The organism is Methylobacterium guangdongense (genome assembly GCF_038442355.1).
GTDB lineage: Bacteria > Pseudomonadota > Alphaproteobacteria > Rhizobiales > Beijerinckiaceae > Methylobacterium > Methylobacterium guangdongense.
This window is the reverse complement of sequence record NZ_JBBXMX010000013.1, coordinates 25,996-46,890: the sequence shown is the minus strand read 5'-3', so window position 1 is coordinate 46,890 and position 20,895 is coordinate 25,996. Positions and strand designations below refer to the sequence as shown.

Sequence of the window (20,895 nt, the reverse complement as noted above, 5' to 3'; positions counted from 1 at the left end):
TCTCCGGACAGACCCGATCCCTCACCCTGTCCCTCTCCCGCACGGGAGAGGGGACCCGCGCCCGATCCTGAAGCAGTCGCGCGCCCGGCCGGCCTCAACGCCCGAACAGGCGACCGAGCCGGGCGAGGAAGCCGCCGCCTTCCGCAGGTTTCGCATCGGGCGTCGCCGGCTTGGCCGCTTCCGTCTTCGGCGCCAGGACCAGCCCGAGCGCCGCCGTGTCGGTGGTCTCGCGGTCGATCAGGATCAGGCTGCCGGTCTCGCGGTTCTCCGCGTAGGCATCCACCGCCACCGGCCTGTCGAGGCGAAGCGCCACGTCGGCAATGTCGTTGGCCGACAGGCGCTCGGCCGGGCCGGGCCTGCCGGTCTCCGGGTCGATGCGCGAGATGATCCGCTCCACCGTCGCGGTGACCGTGGCGGTGCCGATCTTGGCGAACAGGCTGGCACCCGGGTTGAGATCGGTCTCGGCCGCCCAGAATAGGCGGGCGTCGAGGGTCTCGGTGACCCGCATCGGCGCGTCGGTGGCCACGATCACCTGACCGCGGGAGGCGTCGATCTGGTCGGCCATCACCAGGGTGACCGACTCGTCCTCGCCGGCCTCGGGCAGGTCGCCGTCGGCGGTGTAGATCCGCGCCACCGTGGAGGTCCGGCCGGAGGGCTGGACCGTCACCGAATCGCCCGGCCGCACCCGGCCGCTGGCGATCCGGCCGCTATAGCCGCGGAACTCGGAATTGGGCCGGTTGACCCACTGCACCGCCATGCGGAACGGGGCGTTCAGCGCCTCGGCGCGGACCGGCACGGTCTCCAGGTAGGCGAGCAGGGGGCCGCCCGTGTACCAGGGCGCCGCGATGCCCGGCTCCACGACGTTGTCGCCGTTCTTGGCCGAGAGCGGGATCGCCTTGACCTCGGCGAAGTTCAGATCCCGGGCGAAGTCGGAGAAGCCCGCGACGATGCCGTCGAAGGTGCCCTGCGCCCAGCCGGCGAGATCCATCTTGTTGACCGCCAGCACGACCCGGCGGATCCCGAGATTCGAGACCAGCAGCGCGTGGCGACGGGTCTGGCGGGTCAGGCCCTGGCGGGCATCGACCAGGATCACCGCCACGTCCGCCGTCGAGGCGCCGGTGGCCATGTTGCGGGTGTACTGCTCGTGGCCGGGGGTGTCGGCCACGATGAACGAGCGCCTGTCGGTGGAGAAGAACCGGTAGGCGACGTCGATGGTGATGCCCTGCTCGCGCTCGGCCTGGAGGCCGTCCACCAGCAGCGCGAGATCCACCTCCGCGCCCTGCGTCCCGTGCTTGCGGGAATCCCGCTGGAGCGCCGAGATCTGGTCGTCGAAGATCTGCTTGGTGTCGTGCAGGAGCCGGCCGATCAGGGTCGACTTGCCGTCATCCACCGAGCCGCAGGCGATGAAGCGCAGCACCGCCTTGTTGCGATGGGCGGTGAGGAAGGCCGCATAGCCGGCCGCGCGCTCACCGAAGGCGTTGGGGGCCTGATGCACCGTCATCAGAAGTAACCTTCCTGCTTCTTGCGCTCCATGGCGCCCGCGCCGTCCTTGTCGATCACCCGGCCCTGGCGCTCCGAGGTGCGCGCCGCCAGCGTCTCGCCGATGATCTCGGGCAAGGTGGCGGCGTCGCTCTCCACCGCGCCGGTCAGCGGGTAGCAGCCGAGGGTGCGGAAGCGGACGAGGCGCTGCTGCGGGGTCTCGCCGGGGGCGAGCGGCAGGCGCTCGTCATCGACCATGATGAGCTGGCCGTCCCGCTCCACCACCGGCCGTTCCTGGGCGAAGTAGAGCGGTACGATCGGAATGTTTTCCTGCTCGATGTAGAGCCAGATGTCGAGCTCGGTCCAGTTCGACAGCGGGAAGACCCGCAGGGACTCGCCGCGCTTCTTCTTGAGGTTGTAGAGGTGCCAGGGCTCGGCGCGCTGGCGCTTCGGGTCCCAGCGGTGCTGCGCGGTGCGCAACGAGATGATCCGCTCCTTGGCGCGGCTCGCCTCCTCGTCGCGGCGGGCGCCGCCGAAGGCCGCGTCGAACTTGTGCTTGTCGAGGGCCTGCCGCAGGGCCTGCGTCTTCATCACGTCGGTGTGGACCTCGGAGCCGTGGCTCACCGGGCCGACACCGCGGGCGAGCCCGTCCGGGTTGGTGTGGATCAGGAGATCGAGGCCGAGTTCCTTGGCGCGGGCATCGCGGAAGGCGATCATCTCGCGGAACTTCCACGTGGTGTCGACGTGGAGCAGCGGAAACGGCAGGCGCCCGGGCGCGAAGGCCTTGAGGGCCAGGTGCAGCAGGACCGAGGAATCCTTGCCGATCGAGTAGAGCATCACCGGGTTCTCGGTCTCGGCGACCGTCTCCCGGAAGATGTGGATGGCCTCGGCCTCCAGCCGCTTGAGGTGGCTGAGGCGGTCGGCGGGGGAGGGGGCGCTCGGCTGCACGGCAGCGGCGAGGGCGGCGCTCATCGGGCGAACTCCGGCTGGCGATGGGTGTCGGTCTGGATGGTCTCGAACGCGGCGGGCTCCTGACCCGGCTGCACCGACGCCCCGGGACGTCCGACATGCAGGCCGCATTCCTTCTTGTCTTCCTGCTCCCACCACCAGCGGCCGGCGCGCTCGGGCTCGCCGAGCTTCACCGCGCGGGTGCAGGGGGCGCAGCCGATCGACGGGAAGCCGCGATCGTGCAGGACGTTGTAGGGCACGAAGTTGTCTCGAATGAATCCGTCGATCTGCGCCCGGGTCCAGTCGGCGAGCGGGTTCAGCTTGATCAGGCCGCGCGCGGCGTCGAATTCGGCCAGCGGCGTCTCGGCGCGGTTGGCCGACTGGCCGGCGCGCAGCCCGGTGAGCCAGCCGCTCGCCCCCTCGAGGGCGCGGCCCAGCGGCTCGACCTTGCGGAAGCCGCAGCAGGCCTGCCGGGCGGCGACCGAGCGCCGGAAACCGTTGATGCCCTCGTTGCGCACGAAATCCTCCGCGGCCGCGCGCTCGGGCGCGTAGGCGGCGATGCGGATCCCGTAGGCCGATTCGGTCTCGGCCCAGGTGTCGTAGGTCTCGGCGAACAGGCGGCCGGTATCGAGGGTGACGATCTCGACGCGGGCCTTCGCCTGCCCCTCAACGAGCTTGGCCATCGCCAGGGCGTGGGTCAGCGCCTGATCCTCGACGCCCAGGCTCGTGGTGAACACGAGCCGGCCGGGAATCTCGGCGGCGATCAGGTGGAGGCGGCTGGTCAGGTCGAGCCCGGACAGCCGCTCCGCGAGGGCTTCGGCCGTCTGTCGGTCCGGACGGGTCATCGAGACGGTCCCGGGTTTGAACGTGGATCCTGGGCCGGCGCGTGCCGGACCCTGTTGTCGAACGGTCGAGATGTTCGCTATACCGAACGAAGTCAAGGCGCTTCGGTTCGCGTGTCGGGTCTGGAAGCGGGGTTCGGCGTGCGGTTGCGCACAGGCCCCGCCGGGTCCGATGGCGTCCCGGATGAAAGAATCTTCTTAACGCCCCCTGAGAGACCCTGTACCGGATGCGGGCGGGCCCGCCCGGACGGATCCTATGGAGACAGTCTTGGACGCGATCGATCTCAAGATTCTCGCCCTGCTGCAGACGGACGCGACGCTCTCCATCGCGGCGATCGGGGAGCGCGTGGGCCTGTCCCAGACCCCGTGCTGGAAGCGCATTCAGAAGCTGGAGGCCGACGGCGTGATCGACCGGCGCGTGGCGGTGCTCGATCCGGTAAAGCTCGGCCTCGGGCTGACGGTCTTCGTCTCCATCGAGACGGCCGACCACTCCCAGGACTGGCTGCAGCGCTTCGCCGCAACCGTTTCGGCCATGCCGGAGGTTCTGGAATTCTACCGCATGGCCGGCGACGTGGATTACATGCTGCGCGTCGTGGTCGCCGACATGCAGGCCTATGACAGCTTCTACAAGCACCTGATCGCCGTGCTGCCCCTGAAGAACGTCACTTCGCGCTTCGCCATGGAGAAGGTGAAATCCACAACGGCCCTGCCGCTCCCGGCGCCCCCGAAGAACGGGCGGCACCTGCCGGGGACCGGCCCCGTCCTCGCGGTCGTCGGAGAATAGTTTTCTCTTCTGCCGCGCCGCAACGAACGAGATGTCCTACGCTCCGCCCGTTCTGCAAAACGAACGTTTTTCGATTGACACGGGCCCTCCCGGCCCCGACATGGTCAGGTAATGTCCCGCCCCAATCTCCTCCCGCGCACCGCCCCGTTCGGGGATGGCGAGCGCGCCAGCCTCGACGCGGTGCTCGGCACTGCCAGCCCCACGCAGCGCGCGTGGCTCGCCGGCTTTCTGGCGGGCCTCGACGCCGCGGGCGGCCAGCCCGCCGCCGTCCCGGCCGCCCCGCCCAAGGCCGCCGCGCCGCTCACCGTGATCTACGCCAGCGAATCGGGGAATTCCGAGGCGCTGGCCGGCAACGTCGCCAAGCTCGCGCGCAAGCAGGGCTTCAAGCCGAAGGTCGTGGATTTTGCCGATCTCGACCTCGCGACCCTGCCCAAGGCCGGCAAGCTGATCGCCATCGCGGCGACCTGGGGCGAGGGCGAGCCGCCGGCCCGGGCCGTGCGGGCCTATGGCGAGCTGATGGGGGAGGGCGCCCCGCGCCTCGACGGCGTGGAGTTCGCGGTCCTGTCCCTCGGCGACACCTCCTACGCGGAGTTCTGCGCCATCGGGAAGGCGCTCGACGCGCGCTTCGAGGCGTTGGGGGCTAAGCGCGCCGCCGAGCGCGCCGACCTCGACCTCGACTTCGAGAAGCCCGCCGCCGACTGGATCAAGGGCACGCTCAAGGCGCTGGCCCCGGCGGACACGTCCGACAACGTCGTGGCGGTGGATTTCGCCCGCGCCGCCCCGGGCGAGGACGACGAGGCCGAGCCGAGCCGCGAGCCCCTGGTGGTCGAGGTCGTCGAGCACGTGAACCTCAACTCCTCGCGCTCCGACAAGGAGACGATCCACCTCGCGCTCGCCTTCGAGGACGGGGCGCCGGCCTACGAGCCGGGCGACTCGCTCGAGATCTTCCCCGAGAACGATCCGCAGCTCGTGGACGAGATCCTGAACGCCGCGGGCCTCTCGGGCGACGAGGCCCTGCGCAAGGCCCTGCTCGCCGAGCGGGACATCACCACGCTCTCGGCCGCCACGATCGAGCGGTTCGTGAAGGCCACCGGCCACACGGAGGCGCAGACGCTGATCGACAGCGGCGAGGCCAAGGCCTGGATCGAGGGCCGGCACCTGATCGACCTGCTGACGGCGTACCCGGCCAAGCTCACGCCCGAGCACCTGAACACGATCACCCGGCCGCTGCCGCCGCGGGCCTACTCGATCGCCTCCTCGCGCAAGGAGGTGGGCGACGAGGTCCACCTCGCCATCGTGGCGGTGCGCTACGAGGCCCACGGCCGCGCCCGCTCAGGCGTCGCCTCGGTCCACGTGGCCGACCGGATCCGCGACGGCGCCAAGCTGCGGGTGCGGCTGAAGCCGAACCGCCACTTCCGCCTGCCGCAGGATCCGGCCACCGACATCATCATGGTCGGCCCCGGCACCGGCGTCGCACCGTTCCGCGCCTTCGTGCAGGAGCGCCGGGCGATCGAGGCCCCCGGCCGGTCCTGGCTGTTCTTCGGCGACCGGCACTTCCTCCACGACTTCCTGTACCAGCTCGAATGGCAGGATGCCCTGGAGGACCGGTCGCTCACCAAGATCGACGTGGCCTTCTCGCGGGATCAGCCGGAAAAGATCTACGTGCAGGACCGGATCGTCCAGAACGCGAAGGAGCTGGTCTCCTGGCTGGACGGCGGCGCCCATTTCTACGTCTGCGGCGATGCCAAGCACATGGCCAAGGACGTGCGGGCCGCGGTGGTGAAGGCCTACGAGACCGTCAAATCCTTGAGCGCCGCCGAGGCCGAGGCGCAGGTCGCGGCTTTGGAGCGCAGCCACCGCTACCAGCAGGACGTTTACTAGGGCAGCTCCCCCGCGGGTGCGGGGGACGCCGGACTTTTACGGAGCCGGATCGGGCGCGGGTCCCCTCTCCCGTGCGGGAGAGGGACAGGGTGAGGGATCAGGTCTGTCCGGAGAGGGCACATCCCTCACCCGGCTTTCTGCGAAAGCAGACCTCTCCCGCACGGGAGAGGGGGCCGGTCGCGGATCCCGTTGATGTCCTGCACCGGCTTCGCTCCGCTCGACGCCTTCCCCATGGGAAGGGAGACGCGTTCAGACAGACGGATTCACCCCATGGACGACCACAGCCCCCGCGACACCGCCGAGACCCCGGCCTCCGCTCCGGCCAAGCGCGTCTACGAGACCCCGCCGACCGAGCGGCCGATCACCGACGCCGAGGCCGCCCGCGCGGCCCAGCTCGCCGCCAACGAGCACATCAAGATCGCCAGCGGCTACCTGCGCGGCACCCTGGCGGACGGGCTCCTGAAGCACGCCACCGGGGCGATCTCGGAGGATGACGGGCAGCTCGTGAAGTTCCACGGGATGTACATGCAGGACGACCGCGACCTGCGCCCCGAGCGGACCAAGAAGAAGCTCGACAAGGCCTACAGCTTCATGATCCGCCTGCGCATCGCGGGCGGCGTCATCACGCCGAAGCAGTGGCTGGCCCTGGACCATATCGCAGTCACCTATGCGGGCAGCGCCCTGCGGGCGACCACGCGCCAGACCTTCCAGTATCACGGCGTGATCAAGGCGAACCTGAAGCGCACGATGGCGGCGATCGACGCCGCGCTCCTCGACACGATCGCGGCCTGCGGCGACGTCAACCGCAACGTCATGGCGGCGACGAACCCCGCGCAGGTCGGCGCCCACAAGGCCGCCTACCAGCTCGCCAAGGACATCTCCGACTCGCTGCTGCCCAAGACCAGCGCGTGGCGCGAGATCTGGCTCGACGGCGAGCGGGTGGTCGGCGGCGAGGACGCGGCCGAAATCGAGCCGGTCTACGGCCGCACCTACCTGCCGCGGAAGTTCAAGACCGTCATCGCGGTGCCGCCCTCCAACGAGGTCGACATCTTCGCCCACGATCTCGGCTTCATCGCGATCCTCGACAAGAAGAACCAAGTCACCGGCTGGAACGTCACGGTCGGCGGCGGCATGGGCATGACCCACGGCGAGCCCGACACCTTCCCGCGCACCGCCGACGTGATGGGCTTCGTGGCCCCCGAGGACGCCATCAAGGTCGCGGAGGCGGTGATGACCGTCCAGCGCGACTGGGGTAACCGCAAGAACCGCAAGAACGCCCGGCTCAAGTACACGATCGAGCGCTACGGCCTCGACGCCTTCCGGGCCGAGGTGGAGAAGCGGATCGGCAAGCCGCTCGGCGCGCAAAAGCCCTTCGCGTTCACCGACAACGGCGACCGCTACGGCTGGGTCGCGGGCGACGACGGGCGCTTCCACCTCACCCTCTACGTGCCGTCCGGCCGGATCAAGGACATCGTGGACGGGCCGCAATTCCTGACGGGCCTGCGCCGCATCGCCGAGGTCCACCAGGGCGATTTCCGCCTCACCGGCAACCAGAACGTCATCATCGCCAACGTCCCGGCCGAGAAGCGCGCCGAGATCGACGGGCTGGTCGACCAATACGGCCTGACCCGGGGTGCGAGCGCGCTGCGGCGCAATTCGCTGGCCTGCGTCGCCCTGCCGACCTGCGGCCTCGCGCTCGCCGAGAGCGAGCGCTACCTGCCCGACCTGATGACCGAGCTGGAGGCGAGCCTCGCGTCCCACGGGTTGGCCGAGGAGCCGATCACGATCCGCTCCACCGGCTGCCCGAACGGCTGCGCCCGGCCGTTCATCTCCGAGATCGGCCTCGTGGGCCGCGGCCCCGAGCGCTACCACCTCTATCTCGGCGCCGCCCATGACGGCTCGCGGCTCAGCAAGCTCTACAAGGAGGACGTGGCGGCCTCCGAGATCCGCAACACCCTCGACCCGCTCTTCGCCGACTACGCGAAGGACCGGCAGCCGGGCGAGCATTTCGGCGACTACCTGATCCGGGCCGGGCACGTGGCGCGGACCTCCAACGGCCCGGACTTCCACGCGCGCACCGGCGCCCTCAAGCCGGCTGTGCAAGGTTAATTCGAGTCTGCACGGGCGGCACGTTGCGCCGCCCGTGCAGAGAACGCGCCGCCGTCATCGGACGATCCTGACGATTGAGCACGGGCCGACGCGTTGCAGGTGTAGATCTCCAGCATTGCTGCACTTTCCGGTCGCCAGCACCCGGAAACATTAAATTATTCCAATGTGATCATGTGACCACACCGCCACGTTCGGGAAGTTCCGACCGAATCTGGGCGGTGCTGTGTGCGCACGCATTGAAAAAGCAGAGCCCTTCCCCTCAAGGATCCGTGCGCCATGGCGGTGCGGATCTTCTTGAGAGCGATTATAAACGATGTCGGGGCACGGGGGCCGCAGCCTTTTCAGCACTTCGAACGCGCGCAGCAACAGTCTAACCCTCTATACTGCACTGACGACATCACTGCTTGTGGTCTCGACGACTCTGGCCAATGCAGAAAATGCCAGCGCAGTCGAGGATGTCACCCTCTCGGAACTGAGCGTCACCGGAAACGGCCCCGCGGTCGAGCGGGCCGGTGGCCCGGTGATCGGCTATCGGGCCACGCGTTCGGCCACCGCGACCCGTACCGACACGCCCCTGCGCGACACGCCGCAATCGGTGCAGGTGGTGCCGCGGGACGTGCTGGTCGATCAGCAGGACATCCGCTTGAGCGACGCGTTGCGGAACGTCAGCAGCGTCCAGCCCGGCGGCACGATCCAGGGGCGGAGCGACACCTTCATCATCCGCGGGTTCAGGACCCAGACCTACGCCATCGACGGCGTGCTCCTGAACCAAGCCGGCAACTTCTCCGCGGTGACCCGCGATCTGGCGGACGTGGAGCGGATCGAGGTGCTGAAGGGTCCGGCCTCGGTGCTTTACGGGCGCGGCGATCCCGGCGGCCTCATCAACATCGTGACCCGGCAGCCGACCTTCGCGCCCTCCGGCGACATCAACCTGCAGGGTGGCAGCTTCGGCTTCCGGCGGGTGCAGGGCTCGGTGTCGAGTGCGATCGAGGGGGTGGAGGGCCTGGCCGCCCGCCTGAGCTTCGCCGGCGAATCGGATCCGACATTCCGCAACTTCTACGGACGGGACAACGCGCGGACCTTCGTGGCCCCGGCCTTCACCTGGAATCCGGGTCCGGACACGCGCGTCACGTTCCTCGGCGAGTTCACGCGAGTCGATAACCAGTACGACGAGGGGCTGATCGCCCGGAACGGTCGCGTGCCGCTCGACAACATCGCGCGCTACTACGGCGAGCCGTTCTCCCGCTACAACGGCAACGCCAATTTCGGCCTGCTCAAGGTCGAGCACGATCTCAACGCCAACATCACCCTGCGCGAGGTGCTCAACGCCCAATGGGGCGGGTTCGACTTCCTGGCGACCCGCGCCACCGGCCTCACGAATCGGAACACGCAGGTGACCCGGCGCGAGACCGCGGGCTACTCGACCTACGCGGCCGTCGACAGCCAGACCGAGATGATCGCCAAGTTCGACCTGCTCGGCTTCCGGCACACGGTGCTCACCGGGGTCGAGTACACCAACGGCTATCGGCGGGCCTACACGACCCAGAGCACGAACTTCCCATCGGTGAGCTTCCTCACTCCCGTCCCCGGCGCCTCCATCGTCGGCCTCCAGTTCCAGTCGGACCTGAAGCAGAAGAACGCGTTGACCGGGCTCTACGTGCAGGACCAGATCGATCTCGGCCTCGGCCTGCAGATGCTGGTCGGGGTCCGCTACGACACGGGCACGCAGTACTATTTCAGCCGGACCCCGACGTCGCGCACCATCCCGCCCGACCAGCAATTGTCCGGCACGTCACCGCGGGTCGGCCTCATCTACCGGCCGGTGGAACCGCTGACGCTCTACGCGAGCTACGCGACTTCGTTTAAGCCGCAGACGGACAACGTCCTCAACACCAGCAATCCGCCGCCCGAGACCGGCGAGCTCTACGAGATCGGCAGCCGGCTCGACCTCAGCCCGGACCTGACTCTGTCGACGGCGGCCTTCCGGATCATCCGCAACAACGTCGCGGCGACCGATCCGGTCAATACGGGCTTCTCGGTGATCACCGGGCAGCAGCGCTCGGAGGGCGTCGAGGCCGACCTCGCCGGCCAGATCCTGCCGGGCTGGCGGGTCATCGGCGGGATCAGCTTCCTCGACGCGCGGATCACCAAGGACACGACCTTCGCGGTGGGCAACCGGCTGGTCGGGGCGCCGGCCTTCAGCGGCAGCATCTGGTCGACCTATCAGGTCCAGGAGGGCTTCCTGCTCGGCTGGAACGTGGGGGCCGGGATCACCTATGTCGGACGGCGCGCCGGCGACCTGAACAACAGCTACTCGGTGGGCGGCTACGCCCGCATCGACGCGGCCGTGTTCTACGACGTCAACGAGCACGCCCGGTTCTCGATCAACCTGCGCAACCTGACCGACCGGCACTACATCGAGCAGCCGTTCAACCAGTTCAACAACCAGCCCGGCGCGCCGTTCTCGGTGTTGGCGACGATCACCGCGCGGCTGTGAGCCGGACGGTCGGGCTCCGCCGACGCCCCGCTCCGGGACCGCCTCCGAGGCCGTTCGTCAAAGTCGCGTCCGCCGTGTCGTCGGAGACGCGTCAGGTTCGGGCGCCGCCGCGCTCGCGTACCTGCTCGGCCTGCAGGGCGTTGAGATAGCCGGTCAGGCGCCCGCTCACCGCCGGATCGGCGCATTGCACCCAGAGGGGGGCCGGCAGGGCCCGAACGGGCAGGCGCAGCAGGAAGGCCTCAGCCGACAGGGCCGCTTCCCGCTCGGAGGCGGCGGCCAGCAGGCGAGCCCCCGCCTGCGTACCGATCAGGATCGCGATCGTGGCCATGATGACGATCCACGGTGACAAGGTAACCCAGGAGGACAACGACGCGGAGGCGCCAAGCGTTGCGCCGGCCTCATCAGCTCGTCGGCCGGATGCAGAGCGGCTCCCGGGCCAGCGCCAGGCTGAACCACCACAGGATCCGCCCGAGCGAATCCGTCAGCACCGCGCCGGTCAGGAGCATGCCGGCGGCTCTGACGCAGATCTCCCGGGCCCCGCGGATCGCGGCCTCCGCGTCGTCCGCCTCCAGGCTGTCGCTGGCGAAGGCGAGGCCGCAGCGGCCGTCCGCGTGCTCCAGGGTGCGGCGGAGCTGATAGGCCGGCATCGCACAGACCTCCCCGCACCGCATCGCCACCGGCCCGCCGCGCGGGCACGCGCCGCCATAGGCGCGTCCTGTCCGGCCCGATTGACCCAGGTTAAGAAACGGCGCGTCTCCCGGCCGCCCGCATGCCGCGCGCCATCCCATGATGTCGCAGACGGCCGCTTCGGGAGGTGCGCGCCAGGCCGTGCCGGGTCTTGTTCCAGCGCTCCGGGGCGCGGACCAATTCGATCAGCGCCAGCCAGGCGGCCAGGCTGACGAGCAGGAAGTAGACCGGCATCCCCAGGGCGCAGAGGGCGAGATCGCCCGAGCCGCGGCGGCGGCCGCCGACCAGGGCCGGCAGGACGAGGGCGCCGAGCCCCGTCCCGAACAGGGTGAGCGCGAGCCCCGTGCCGAGATTGTCCAGGAACACGGGGGCGGCCGGGATCTCGAGGATCAGGAAGGACCAGATCGCCCCGGCGAGGCAGGCCGGGTAGGCCAGAGCCGAGACCACCGTGCCGGGGACCAGGGCCGCGGCGCAGAGCGTCTCCAGCCCGCCGAGGCGGCGTGCGTTCGCCAGCGGGCGGCGCCCATGGGTGAGGCTCGTCTGGGCAAGCCCCTTGAGCCAGCGGATGCGCTGGCCGAGCCAGGGCCCGAATCGGCTCGGCGCCTCCTCGATGGTGGCGCTCGGCAGGTCGCCGACCGTGTAGCCCGCGAGGGCCAGCCGCATCCCGAGATCGGCGTCCTCGGTGACGTTGTAGGCATCCCATCCGCCGAGCGCCCGGAGCACCCGGACGCGCAGGTGCATCGACGTGCCGCCGAGCGGGACCGGCAGCCGGCACCGGGCCAGCGCCGGATTCAGCACGTCGAACAGGCCGGCATATTCCAGCGCGTAGGCGCGGGTGAGCCAGGAATCGTCGGCGTTGTCGATCACGAGCGCCCCTGGAGGCAGGCGGTCCGCGCGGGCAGGCGCGCGAACAGCGCGGCGGCCAGGCGCAGCTGCCCGGGATCGGGGAAGTCCTCGGCGTCGTAGACCGTGAGCAGGTCCCCGCGGGCCAGCGGCAGGCCGGCATTGAGCGCCCGCGGCTTGGTGCGCGGCCCCCCCGGCGGGACCGTGATCACCTCGAACCGGGCGGGCAGCAAGACCGGGGCGAGCGCCGCCCGCGTCTCCCGATCGTCGGCCTCGATCAGCAGCTTGATGTCGAGCTTGGCCGGCGGGTAGTCGAGGGCCGCGAGGGCCCGCAGCAGGCCCGGCACCACCGCCGCCTCTCGATAGAGCGGGACCAGGATGGTGTAGACCGGCAGGGCGGTCTCGGCGAGCGGCGGCACCGTGGCCGCGGCCGGGGCGGTGACCGGGGCGTCAATCGCCACGGCGGCGAGGCGGACGGTCGTCATGGCCAGGAACAGGCACTGCGCGGCCAGCATGACCGCGCGGGCGAGCGGCGCCGGGAGCGCAGCGTAGAGGCTGAAGCCCGCGGTCAGGGCGAGGCCCAGGACCAGCAGCCACCAGACCGTCGGCTCGCACGCGGTCGCCCGCTCGGGCATGCGCCGCGCGAAATCGTGCGCGGCGTGATCCGCCACCTGCTCGGGGATCGCGGTGAACACGGCCTCGCGCAGGTGGGTCGGGCTGGTGATGGCCGGCGGGCGGGTCCAGAGCGCACTGTCGAGCAGGGCCGTGATCGTCCGGCCCCGGGGTGCGAGCACCCAGGCCGCCGCCGATCCGGGCGCCAACGGCGCGCGACCGGCCACCAGGGTCTCGGGAAAGTGCAGGCCCGGACCGAACGGGATCGGCCCGTCCAGGTAGGAGGCGCCGAGGGTCCGGGCGAGGGCCCGGTAATAGGCCGTCTCCTCCACCAGGCCGGCGTTCAGCAGCGCGGTCGCGGCATCCGTGCCGGCCTCGGCGGCGGCGGCGGCGGCCCGGATCAGCACGCGGTCCTCGACGCCCTCCGCCCGCAGGAAGGCGATGTCCGGCGGCAGGGCGGCCCGCGCCGCCGACGGGTGCTGGAACGCCACGCCACGCTCCCCCGGTGCCCCCAGGACGTGATAGGGACGGCGGGTGAGCCAGTCCCCGCCCCCGCGCTCCGGCAGGAGCACCGCCCCCGTCCCAGAGCCGGTTCTGGGGCTTCGCTTAGGCCCGCTCTCTTGCGCTGGCCTTGCGTCCCGCCCGGGGAGCGTCCGCGCATCGAAATCCGGCTGGCGGCGCGCGCCCATCTTGCTCGCGGCGGCCGGGATCGCCCTGCTGGGCCTCTGGGGTGGACCGCCGCGGAGCGCCGCCGCCGCCGAACCCCAGGCCGCGACACCCAGCGTCACGGTGCCGGACTTCTGGAACCCGCGCAGCCGCGGCGAGCGGGTGGAAGCCCCGCAGACCGGCCGGGCGGTCCGCTTCCTCACGGACGACGAGTTCCCGCCGCTGCACTTCGCCGGCCCCGACGGCAACCCGACGGGATTCGTGGTCGAGCTCGCCCGGGCGGTCTGCGAGAAGCTGGCGATCACCTGCACGGTGCAGGCGCGCCGCTTCGACACGCTGCTGGACGCGCTCGACAGCAAGCAGGGCGACGTGGTCGCCGCCGCGATCCCCCTGACGGCGGGCCTGCGGGAGAAATTCCTGGCGACCCGGCCGTATTTCCGCTGGCCGGCGCGCTTCGCGGCCCGGACCGACAAGGGCCTGCCGGTCCCCTCGGCGGCGGGGCTCGCCGGCCGCAGCGTCGGGGTGATCGGCAACAGCGCCCACGCGGCCTACCTGAAGGCGTTCTTCCCGAAGGTGGTGCCCAAAGATTTCACCGACCTCGCGGCGGCCGAGAGCGCGCTCAAGCGCGGCGAGATCGACTACCTGTTCGCCGACGGCCTGAACCTCGCCCTCTATGTCGGCGGTCAGGACGCGGAAAATTGCTGCGCGCTCATCGGCGGCGACTATCTGGAGAACCGCTATTTCGGGGAGGGGATCGGCCTGATTACCCGCCAGGAGGATGCGGCGCTGTCCCGGGCGCTGGACGACGCGCTCCAGCGGGTCTGGGACGACGGGAAGTATACGGAGCTGTACCTGCGGTTCTTCCCCGTCAGCCCGTTCTGAGGGGGCGCCGGGGCTTCCGCCGGCATCGCGAATCGGGGATCCTGCACGCCGTCGGATCTCCAGGGATCAGGAGCGGCGCATGACGGATCTGCTCGAAAAGGCTGTGGCGAAGGCACGGGTTCTCGCCCCGGAGATGCAGGACGAGATCGCCCGCCTCATGCTGGCCTTCGTGGATGACGGAGCCTCCCTCTATCGGTTCACGCCGGAGGAGGCGGCCGAACTCGACGAAGCCGAAGCGGCGGCTGCACGGGGCGACTACGCCACGGATGCGGAGGTGCGCGCCATTTGGGCCAAGCATGGGCTGTGAGACTGCGGCTTACCCGCCCCGCGGCCGACCAGCTCGATCGCCTGCTCACCTATATCGCCCAGCGGAACCCGCACGGCGCACGTCGTGTGCAGAAGCGTCTGCAGGCGCTCATGGACCTTTTGCTGCACCATCCATTCGTGGGTTCGATGACGGCCCGCGGCGGCGTCAGGCGCGTCGTGGCGCGTCCCTATCCCTACGCCATCACCTATCGCGTTGTGGATAACGACATCCTCGTCCTCGGGATTCGCCACACCGCTCGGCAGCCGCGGGCTTGAACGCCGGCGCGGGCGCCGTGTCGCCCCGCTCGCACAACCCTGGAACCCCGCCCTGCACACCCAGGCGTTCCGCTCCGGCGCGAACCGCACTAGGGTGCGCGCTTCGCGTTTTCCTCACATCCGAAGACATGTCCGCCGCACCCCCAGCCCTGACCCTCGACCCCGACACCATCGAGGCCGCCGCCAACGCCGCCGCCTGGCCCTTCGAGGAGGCGCGCAAGCTCGTGGCCCGGCTGGAGAAATCCGGTAAGCGCGAGGTGCTGTTCGAGACCGGCTACGGCCCCTCGGGCCTGCCGCATATCGGCACGTTCGGCGAGGTCGCCCGCACCTCCATGGTGCGCCACGCCTTCCGGGTGCTCACCCGCGACGCGGTGCCGACCCGGCTGATCGCCTTCTCGGACGACATGGACGGGCTGCGCAAGGTGCCCGACAACGTCCCGAACCGGGAGATGCTGGCCGCCCATCTCAACCAGCCGCTCACCCGCGTGCCGGACCCGTTCGGCACCCATGACAGCTTCGGGGCGCACAACAACGCCGAACTGCGCCGCTTCCTCGACGCCTTCGGGTTCCGTTACGAGTTCCGCTCGGCCACCGAATGCTACCGCGCGGGCGTGTTCGACGCGACGCTCCTGCGCGTGCTGGAGCGCTACGATGCCGTGATGGAGATCATGCTGCCGTCCCTGCGGGCCGAGCGCTCGGCGAGCTATTCCCCGTTCCTGCCGCTCCACCCGGTCACCGGCCACGTGATGCAGGTGCCGATCGACGAGGTGAAGGCCGAGAGCGGCACGATCGTGTGGCGCGATCCCGAGACCGGCGAGCGCTACGAGACGCCGGTGACCGGCGGCCACGCCAAGCTGCAGTGGAAGCCCGACTGGGCGATGCGCTGGGTCGCGCTCGGCGTCGATTACGAGATGGCCGGCAAGGACCTGATCGATTCGGTGAAGCTCTCGGGCAAGATCGCCCGGGCGCTCGGCGGCGAGCCGCCGGAGGGGTTCAATTACGAACTGTTCCTCGATGAGAAGGGCCAAAAAATCTCGAAGTCGAAGGGCAACGGCCTGACCATCGACGACTGGCTCAAGTACGGCACGCCGGACTCGCTCGCCCTGTTCATGTACAACAAGCCGCGCGAGGCCAAGCGTCTGTTCTTCGACGTGATCCCCCGGCACGTGGACGAGTATATCGGCTTCCTCGACCGCTATGCCGGCCAGGACGCGAAGCTGCGGCTGGGCAATCCGGTCTGGCATCTGCACGCCGGCACCCCGCCCGAGCCCGAGCGGGTCGAGGGCGCGAGCCTGACCTTCGCGATGCTGCTCAACCTCGCCGCGGTGGCCAACACCGAGGATCCGGCGGTGCTGTGGGGCTTCATCCGCCGCTACGCGCCGCAGACCGGGCCGGAGACGCATCCGGGCCTCGACCGGCTGGTGAAGCACGCGCTGACGTACTTCTCGGATTTCGTGCGACCGGCCAAGACCTACCGGGCCCCGACCCCCGAGGAGCGGGCGGCGCTGGAGGACCTGTCGGAGACCCTCAAGGCGCACACCGGCTCCACCGATCCGGAGGCCCTGCAGGCGGCGGTCTACGAGGTCGGCCGGCGCCACTTCCCCGACACGTCCGGCAAGGCCAAGAGCCCGGACGGGCGGCCCGGCGTGTCGCAGGCGTGGTTCACGAGCCTCTACAACGTGCTGTTCGGCGAGGCGCGGGGGCCGCGCTTCGGCTCCTTCGTGGCCCTCTACGGGGTGGAGGAGACGCGCGGGCTGATCCAGGCGGCCCTGTCGGGGGCGCTGGTGGCCGAGCACGCGGCCTTCGCGGCGGGCAAGGCGGTCGCGTAGGCGATGATCGTCGACAGCCTCGCCGCGCTGGAGGCGATCTACGCCGCGCCCCCGGCGCCCGCCTCCACGAGGAAGGTGGCGGCCTCAGTCACGCCGGACTACGCGGCGCTGATCGCGGCCTCGCCCTTCGCGGTGCTGGCGACCTCCGGCCCGGAGGGTCTCGATTGCAGCCCGCGCGGGGACCGGCCGGGCTTCGTGCGGGTCGCCGACCCGCGCACGCTGATCCTGCCGGACCGGCGGGGCAACAACCGGATCGACTCGCTGCGCAACATCGTGCGCGACCCGCGGGTCGCGCTGCTGTTCCTGATCCCCGGCTCGGGCACGACGCTGCGGGTGAACGGGCGGGCGGTGATCTCGGCCGATCCGGATCTCCTCGCCGCCTTCAGCGTCGACGGCCACGCGCCGCGCACCGCGATCGTGATCACGGTGGAGGAGGTCTACTTCCAGTGTGCACGGGCGATCATCCGGGCGCAGCTGTGGGATCCGGCTTCCCGCGTGGACCCGGCAGACCTGCCGAGCCCGGGGGCGATCCTGGCGGCGCTCACCGCGGGCGAGGTCGGCGGCCAGCGCTACGATGCGGACTGGCCGGAGCGGGCCGCGAAGACGATGTGGTGAGGGTGGGCACCGGGAGCTAGCCTATCCAAATCTCCACCTCATCCTGAGGTGCCGGAGCGCAGCGGAGGCCTCGAAGGAGGGCTCCAGGGATCGCAGCGCTTTCTGGAGGCCTCCTTCGAGGCCCGCTGGCGCGGGCACCTCAGGATGAGGCAGTGGGTAGGAGTTTCAGGTGCAGTCCGACAGCGAACTCCCTCACCCCACCAGCGCCAGATCCTGCGTCTCGGTATCCGGAATCACGTCCACCTCGACCTTGAGGCGCTGCTTGCCCGAGCCGCTGACGATGCCGTCGACGGGGGCCACGTCGCCGTAGTCTCGGCCGCGCGCCACCACGATGTGGTCGTCCCGCACCGGCACGCCGTTGGTCGGGTCGAGGCCGAGCCAGCCCGCGCCGCACCAGACCGCCACCCAGGCGTGGCTCGCATCCGCCCCGCGCAGGCGCGGGCGGCCCGGGGGCGGCACCGTGCGCAGGTAGCCGCTGACATAGGCCGCCGGCAGGCCCATGCCGCGCAGGGCGGCGATCATCACGTGGGCGAAGTCCTGGCAGACCCCGGCCCGCAGCGCGAAGGATTCGGAGAGCGGCGTGTAGACGTTGGTGGCCCGGGCATCGAAGCGGAAATCCCGGCCGATCCGCAGCATCAGGTCGTGGGCCGCCCCGTAGGCGCTGCGGCCGGCGGCAAAGCTCGGCCGCGCGTAGTCGGTCACCTCGGGCAGCAGCGGCACCCGGCCGCTCGGAAACAGGAAATGCACCGGCGCCCGCCCGCCGAGGTCGCGCCCCGCCACCACGGCGTCGCGGACCCGCTCCCACGCCATCCCGGATTCCGGCGGCGGCGGCTCGGGGCGCTCGACCCGCACGGTGGACAAAGCCTCGACGCTGAAGGTGGTGTGGGGCGTCTCCAGGGTGATCGCCAGCGCGTCGATCCCGAAATAATCGTGCCGCGTCACCGCGGTGGCGGGGCTCGGGTCGATCGTGACGGCGCTCGCCAGCACGCTCTGGCCCTCGCAATCCTGCGGCTTGAGCCGCAGGCTGCAGCGGGCGAAGCGCACCGGCCGGCCGTAGCGATAGGTCGTGCGGTGACGCAGCGTGTAGATCACGCGAGGCCCATCAGTTTTTCCGGCCGCAGGGCGTTCGGCCCCGTCGGGAAGTAGCGCGCCGCGATGCCGTCGGCGAGGCGTTCGAGGTCGGACTCCAGGGCGGTGAGGCGCACGGCGTCGAAATCGGCCGCCTCGCCGCTGTGCAGATCCGCCAGGATCCGGGTCGCGAGGCGGTGATGCGGCTCCGGGATGCCGTCGGCGGCGAGCGCCGGCAGGTCGGCGAGGTGCCGGGTGATCGCCTCCGCCTGGAAGGCGATCGAGCGCGGGTTGTAGGGGTCGAGCAGCACCATGTCGCGCACGGGGTCGAGGGCCGCCCCCTGCAGGTAGCGGCGCCCGTAGCTGATCTGCGAGTCGCAGAGCGACAGCATCACCCCGAGGCAGCCCGGCGTCGCCTCGTCGTTGGCGAAGGCCAGCGCGAAGGTGCAGGTGTTGATCGCCCGCTCGATCCGCCGGCCGAGCTCGACGAAGTGCCAGCCCTCCGCCCGGCTCATGTTCTCGTGGGTCAGGCCCGAGAGCGCCGCGAGCTGGCTCAGCGCCCGCTCGGCGCGGCCCGTGAGCTGGGATTCGGTCAGCGCCCGCTCGGTGTCGAGGGCGAGGGATTCGCTGAGATCCGCCAGTACCCGCCAGACCTCGCCGGAGAGACGGGCGCGCAGGGCGGCGGCGTTGCGGCGGGCCGATCCGATATGGGCCCAGGCCGAGCCCGGCCGCGCGCGCCCGGAGAGCGCCTCCTGGGCGAGGCGGGCGGTGGGCAGGTCGGCCGCGCCGATGGCGGCCCACTCGTACAGGAGCGCGCGCACCGCCAGGGCGGCCGGCGTGTCGAGGGCGCCCGAGATGTCGGTGCCGACCGCGTCGCCGACGCTGCGCAGATGGGCCAGCACCAGCCGGATCACCGCCTCGGCGCGCTCCAGGTAGCGGCCGAGCCAGAACAGGCCGTCGGCCGCCCGGGCGGGGAGGTGGCCGCCGACCCGGCGCACCCGGGGGGCCGCCTGCGTGACGATCAGGGGCGCGGCGATCGGCTTTTCCGACAGCACCCAGACATCGGCCGAGCGGATGCCGAGCCGCAATTCGATCGGATCGACCTCCTCGCGCTCCGCGAACCGGCAGAAGCCGCCCGGCATGACCTGCCAGCCGAGGGGCGTCCGCGTGGCGAAGACCCGGACCACGAAGGGGCGGGGCACCAGCGAGAGGCCGTCCGGGCCGCGTTCCCAGCCCGGCATGGTCGAGAGCGGCGCGGACTCCTGGGCGACGTAGTCGAACGGCCGGTCGCGCAGGGCCGCGACCACCCGCTCCCGCTCCGCCGCCAGGGCCGGGCCCGCCAGGATCGCGTCGCGGGCCGCCCCGCGCTGGGGCGTGGCGGCCGGGCGCAGGGTCAGGCTGTCGAGATTCGCCTGGGCATAGGCCAGGCCCTCGAGGTCGCCGCACCACCATGTCGGCGGATGGCCGAGCCGCAGGGGCTCGCCCAGCACCCGGCGGGCGATGCCGTCGAGATAGGGGGCGAGCGCCGCCGACTCGACGAGCCCCGAGCCCGGCATGTTGGTCACCACCAGGGAGCCGTTGCGCAGGGCCTCCAGGATGCCGGGGACGCCGAGCCGGGAGGCCGGGTTCAGCTCCAGGGGATCGAGGAAGTCGGCGTCGATCCGCCGCCACAGGGCGTCGGCGCGCTTCAGGCCCGAGACGGTGCGCACGTGCAGGCGCCCGTCCTGCATGACGAGGTCGTCGCCCTCCACCAGCATCAGGCCGAGATAGCGGGCGAGCGCCGCCTGCTCGACATAGGTGCTGCTGTAGGGGCCGGAGGTCAGCAGGCAGATCCGCGGGTCGATCCGCTCCGCGCCGAGCGTCAGCCCGTCGCGAAACGCCTGGAAGAAGGCCGGCAGGCGCTCGACATGGAGGTCCTGGACAAGGTCCGGGAAGGTCCGGGCCAGGACCATGCGGTTCTCCAGCGCCCAGCCGAGGCCCGAGGGCGCCTGCGTCCGGTCGGCCAGGACCTGCCAGCGCCCGTCCGGGCCCCGGCCGAGATCGGCGGCGTAGAGCTTCAGGTAATGGCCGCCGGGGGGCATGACCCGGTGGAGCGGGTGCAGGAATTCCGGCGTGCCGGCCACGATCGCGGCGGGGAGCAGACCCTCCTCGACCAGCCGTCCATCCCCGTAGACGTCGGCGAGGATCGCCTCCATCAATTCCGCGCGCTGGACGATGCCGGCGCTCAGCGCCTCCCATTCGGCCCCTTCGATCACCAGGGGCAGGCAGCCGAGCGGCCAGGGATGCTCGCGCTGGTCGCCGGCGATCCGGAACGAGATGCCGGCATCCCGGATGTGCCGCTCCGCCGCGACGAAGCGGGTCGTGATCTCCGGCTCGGTCAGGGCGCCGAGCCGGTCGAGCAGGCGCGGCCAGGCCCCGCGGGGCTGGCCGTCCGAACCCAGGAACTCGTCCGTCCGGCCCGGGGCCGGGCGGTAATCCGCGGCCCAGCGGGCGACGCGCGCCCCCGGGCTCTCCGCCGGATCGGTCCCGGCGACGCTGTCGGCGAGCGCCGCCGCCATCACGGTCCCCCGG

Annotated in this window: 18 protein-coding genes; 9 read left to right on the top strand and 9 right to left on the bottom strand. The window is 71.0% G+C overall.

All coding sequences use genetic code 11. From position 1 onward, the window contains the following. Positions 1-94: 94 nt before the first annotated feature. The 3 genes from cysN to AAHG09_RS21710 are packed head-to-tail and all read right to left on the bottom strand — an operon-like array spanning position 95 to position 3,272. Positions 95-1,501 (bottom strand): sulfate adenylyltransferase subunit CysN, encoded by a 1,407-nt coding sequence (cysN, locus tag AAHG09_RS21720; RefSeq protein WP_342109575.1) that lies wholly within the window; start codon positions 1,499-1,501, stop codon positions 95-97. Then, positions 1,501-2,451 (bottom strand): sulfate adenylyltransferase subunit CysD, encoded by a 951-nt coding sequence (gene cysD, locus AAHG09_RS21715; RefSeq protein ID WP_342109574.1) that lies wholly within the window; start codon positions 2,449-2,451, stop codon positions 1,501-1,503. The genes cysN and cysD overlap by 1 nt, the downstream gene beginning before the upstream one ends. Beyond that, positions 2,448-3,272, bottom strand: coding sequence for a phosphoadenylyl-sulfate reductase (locus tag AAHG09_RS21710; RefSeq protein ID WP_342109573.1), 825 nt, complete (start codon positions 3,270-3,272; stop codon positions 2,448-2,450). The genes cysD and AAHG09_RS21710 overlap by 4 nt, the downstream gene beginning before the upstream one ends. A gap of 265 nt (positions 3,273-3,537) precedes the next feature. Here AAHG09_RS21710 and AAHG09_RS21705 point away from each other — a divergent pair, with 265 nt between their 5' ends. The 4 genes from AAHG09_RS21705 to AAHG09_RS21690 all read left to right on the top strand — a co-directional run bounded on the left by AAHG09_RS21705 (position 3,538) and on the right by AAHG09_RS21690 (position 10,540). Beyond that, on the top strand, positions 3,538-4,053 hold the full coding sequence (locus tag AAHG09_RS21705; RefSeq protein WP_161393443.1) for an Lrp/AsnC family transcriptional regulator: 516 nt from the start codon (positions 3,538-3,540) through the stop codon (positions 4,051-4,053). Positions 4,054-4,164: 111 nt separating this feature from the next. After that, the gene (locus tag AAHG09_RS21700) at positions 4,165-5,934 is read left to right on the top strand and encodes a diflavin oxidoreductase (RefSeq protein WP_342109572.1); all 1,770 of its coding nucleotides are present in this window, start codon (positions 4,165-4,167) and stop codon (positions 5,932-5,934) included. 270 nt (positions 5,935-6,204) lie between these two features. Next, positions 6,205-8,043 carry an NADPH-dependent assimilatory sulfite reductase hemoprotein subunit gene (locus AAHG09_RS21695; RefSeq protein ID WP_342109571.1) on the top strand — a complete coding sequence of 613 codons (1,839 nt, stop codon included), beginning with the start codon at positions 6,205-6,207 and terminating at the stop codon, positions 8,041-8,043. Between the two features lie 313 nt (positions 8,044-8,356). Then, complete coding sequence (locus AAHG09_RS21690; protein WP_412760071.1) at positions 8,357-10,540, top strand: TonB-dependent siderophore receptor; 2,184 nt, start codon at positions 8,357-8,359, stop codon at positions 10,538-10,540. A gap of 91 nt (positions 10,541-10,631) precedes the next feature. Here the strand turns inward: AAHG09_RS21690 and AAHG09_RS21685 are convergent, their stop codons facing one another. The 4 genes from AAHG09_RS21685 to AAHG09_RS21670 all read right to left on the bottom strand — a co-directional run bounded on the left by AAHG09_RS21685 (position 10,632) and on the right by AAHG09_RS21670 (position 13,254). Then, on the bottom strand, positions 10,632-10,868 hold the full coding sequence (locus AAHG09_RS21685; protein WP_342109569.1) for a hypothetical protein: 237 nt from the start codon (positions 10,866-10,868) through the stop codon (positions 10,632-10,634). 73 nt (positions 10,869-10,941) lie between these two features. Continuing rightward, a complete protein-coding gene (locus AAHG09_RS21680) occupies positions 10,942-11,187 on the bottom strand; it encodes a hypothetical protein (RefSeq protein WP_342109568.1) in 246 nt (81 codons plus the stop codon). A 91-nt stretch (positions 11,188-11,278) separates the two neighbouring features. Further along, positions 11,279-12,094, bottom strand: coding sequence for a glycosyltransferase (locus AAHG09_RS21675; protein WP_342109567.1), 816 nt, complete (start codon positions 12,092-12,094; stop codon positions 11,279-11,281). Beyond that, positions 12,091-13,254, bottom strand: a complete 1,164-nt coding sequence (locus AAHG09_RS21670; protein WP_342109566.1) for a glycosyltransferase — start codon at positions 13,252-13,254, stop codon at positions 12,091-12,093. The genes AAHG09_RS21675 and AAHG09_RS21670 overlap by 4 nt, the downstream gene beginning before the upstream one ends. Before the next feature lie 118 nt (positions 13,255-13,372). Here AAHG09_RS21670 and AAHG09_RS21665 point away from each other — a divergent pair, with 118 nt between their 5' ends. The 5 genes from AAHG09_RS21665 (at position 13,373) to AAHG09_RS21645 (ending at position 17,256) form a co-directional block, all read left to right on the top strand. Continuing rightward, a complete protein-coding gene (locus AAHG09_RS21665; RefSeq protein ID WP_412760070.1) occupies positions 13,373-14,230 on the top strand; it encodes a transporter substrate-binding domain-containing protein in 858 nt (285 codons plus the stop codon). Between the two features lie 79 nt (positions 14,231-14,309). Next, positions 14,310-14,537, top strand: a complete 228-nt coding sequence (locus AAHG09_RS21660) for a hypothetical protein (RefSeq protein WP_342109565.1) — start codon at positions 14,310-14,312, stop codon at positions 14,535-14,537. Continuing rightward, a complete protein-coding gene (locus AAHG09_RS21655) occupies positions 14,534-14,812 on the top strand; it encodes a type II toxin-antitoxin system RelE/ParE family toxin (protein WP_342109564.1) in 279 nt (92 codons plus the stop codon). The genes AAHG09_RS21660 and AAHG09_RS21655 overlap by 4 nt, the downstream gene beginning before the upstream one ends. A 128-nt stretch (positions 14,813-14,940) precedes the next feature. Continuing rightward, complete coding sequence (locus AAHG09_RS21650) at positions 14,941-16,641, top strand: lysine--tRNA ligase (protein ID WP_342109563.1); 1,701 nt, start codon at positions 14,941-14,943, stop codon at positions 16,639-16,641. A gap of 3 nt (positions 16,642-16,644) precedes the next feature. Further along, positions 16,645-17,256, top strand: coding sequence for a pyridoxamine 5'-phosphate oxidase family protein (locus AAHG09_RS21645; RefSeq protein WP_342109562.1), 612 nt, complete (start codon positions 16,645-16,647; stop codon positions 17,254-17,256). Between the two features lie 192 nt (positions 17,257-17,448). On the opposite strand, the gene AAHG09_RS21640 is transcribed toward AAHG09_RS21645, so the two are convergent. Both AAHG09_RS21640 and AAHG09_RS21635 read right to left on the bottom strand, forming a co-directional pair. Continuing rightward, positions 17,449-18,348: a transglutaminase family protein gene (locus tag AAHG09_RS21640; protein ID WP_342109561.1), complete on the bottom strand. Its 900-nt coding sequence runs from the start codon at positions 18,346-18,348 to the stop codon at positions 17,449-17,451. After that, positions 18,345-20,882, bottom strand: a complete 2,538-nt coding sequence (locus tag AAHG09_RS21635) for a circularly permuted type 2 ATP-grasp protein (RefSeq protein WP_342109560.1) — start codon at positions 20,880-20,882, stop codon at positions 18,345-18,347. Before AAHG09_RS21635 ends, AAHG09_RS21640 begins: the two co-directional genes overlap by 4 nt. Positions 20,883-20,895: the final 13 nt, after the last annotated feature.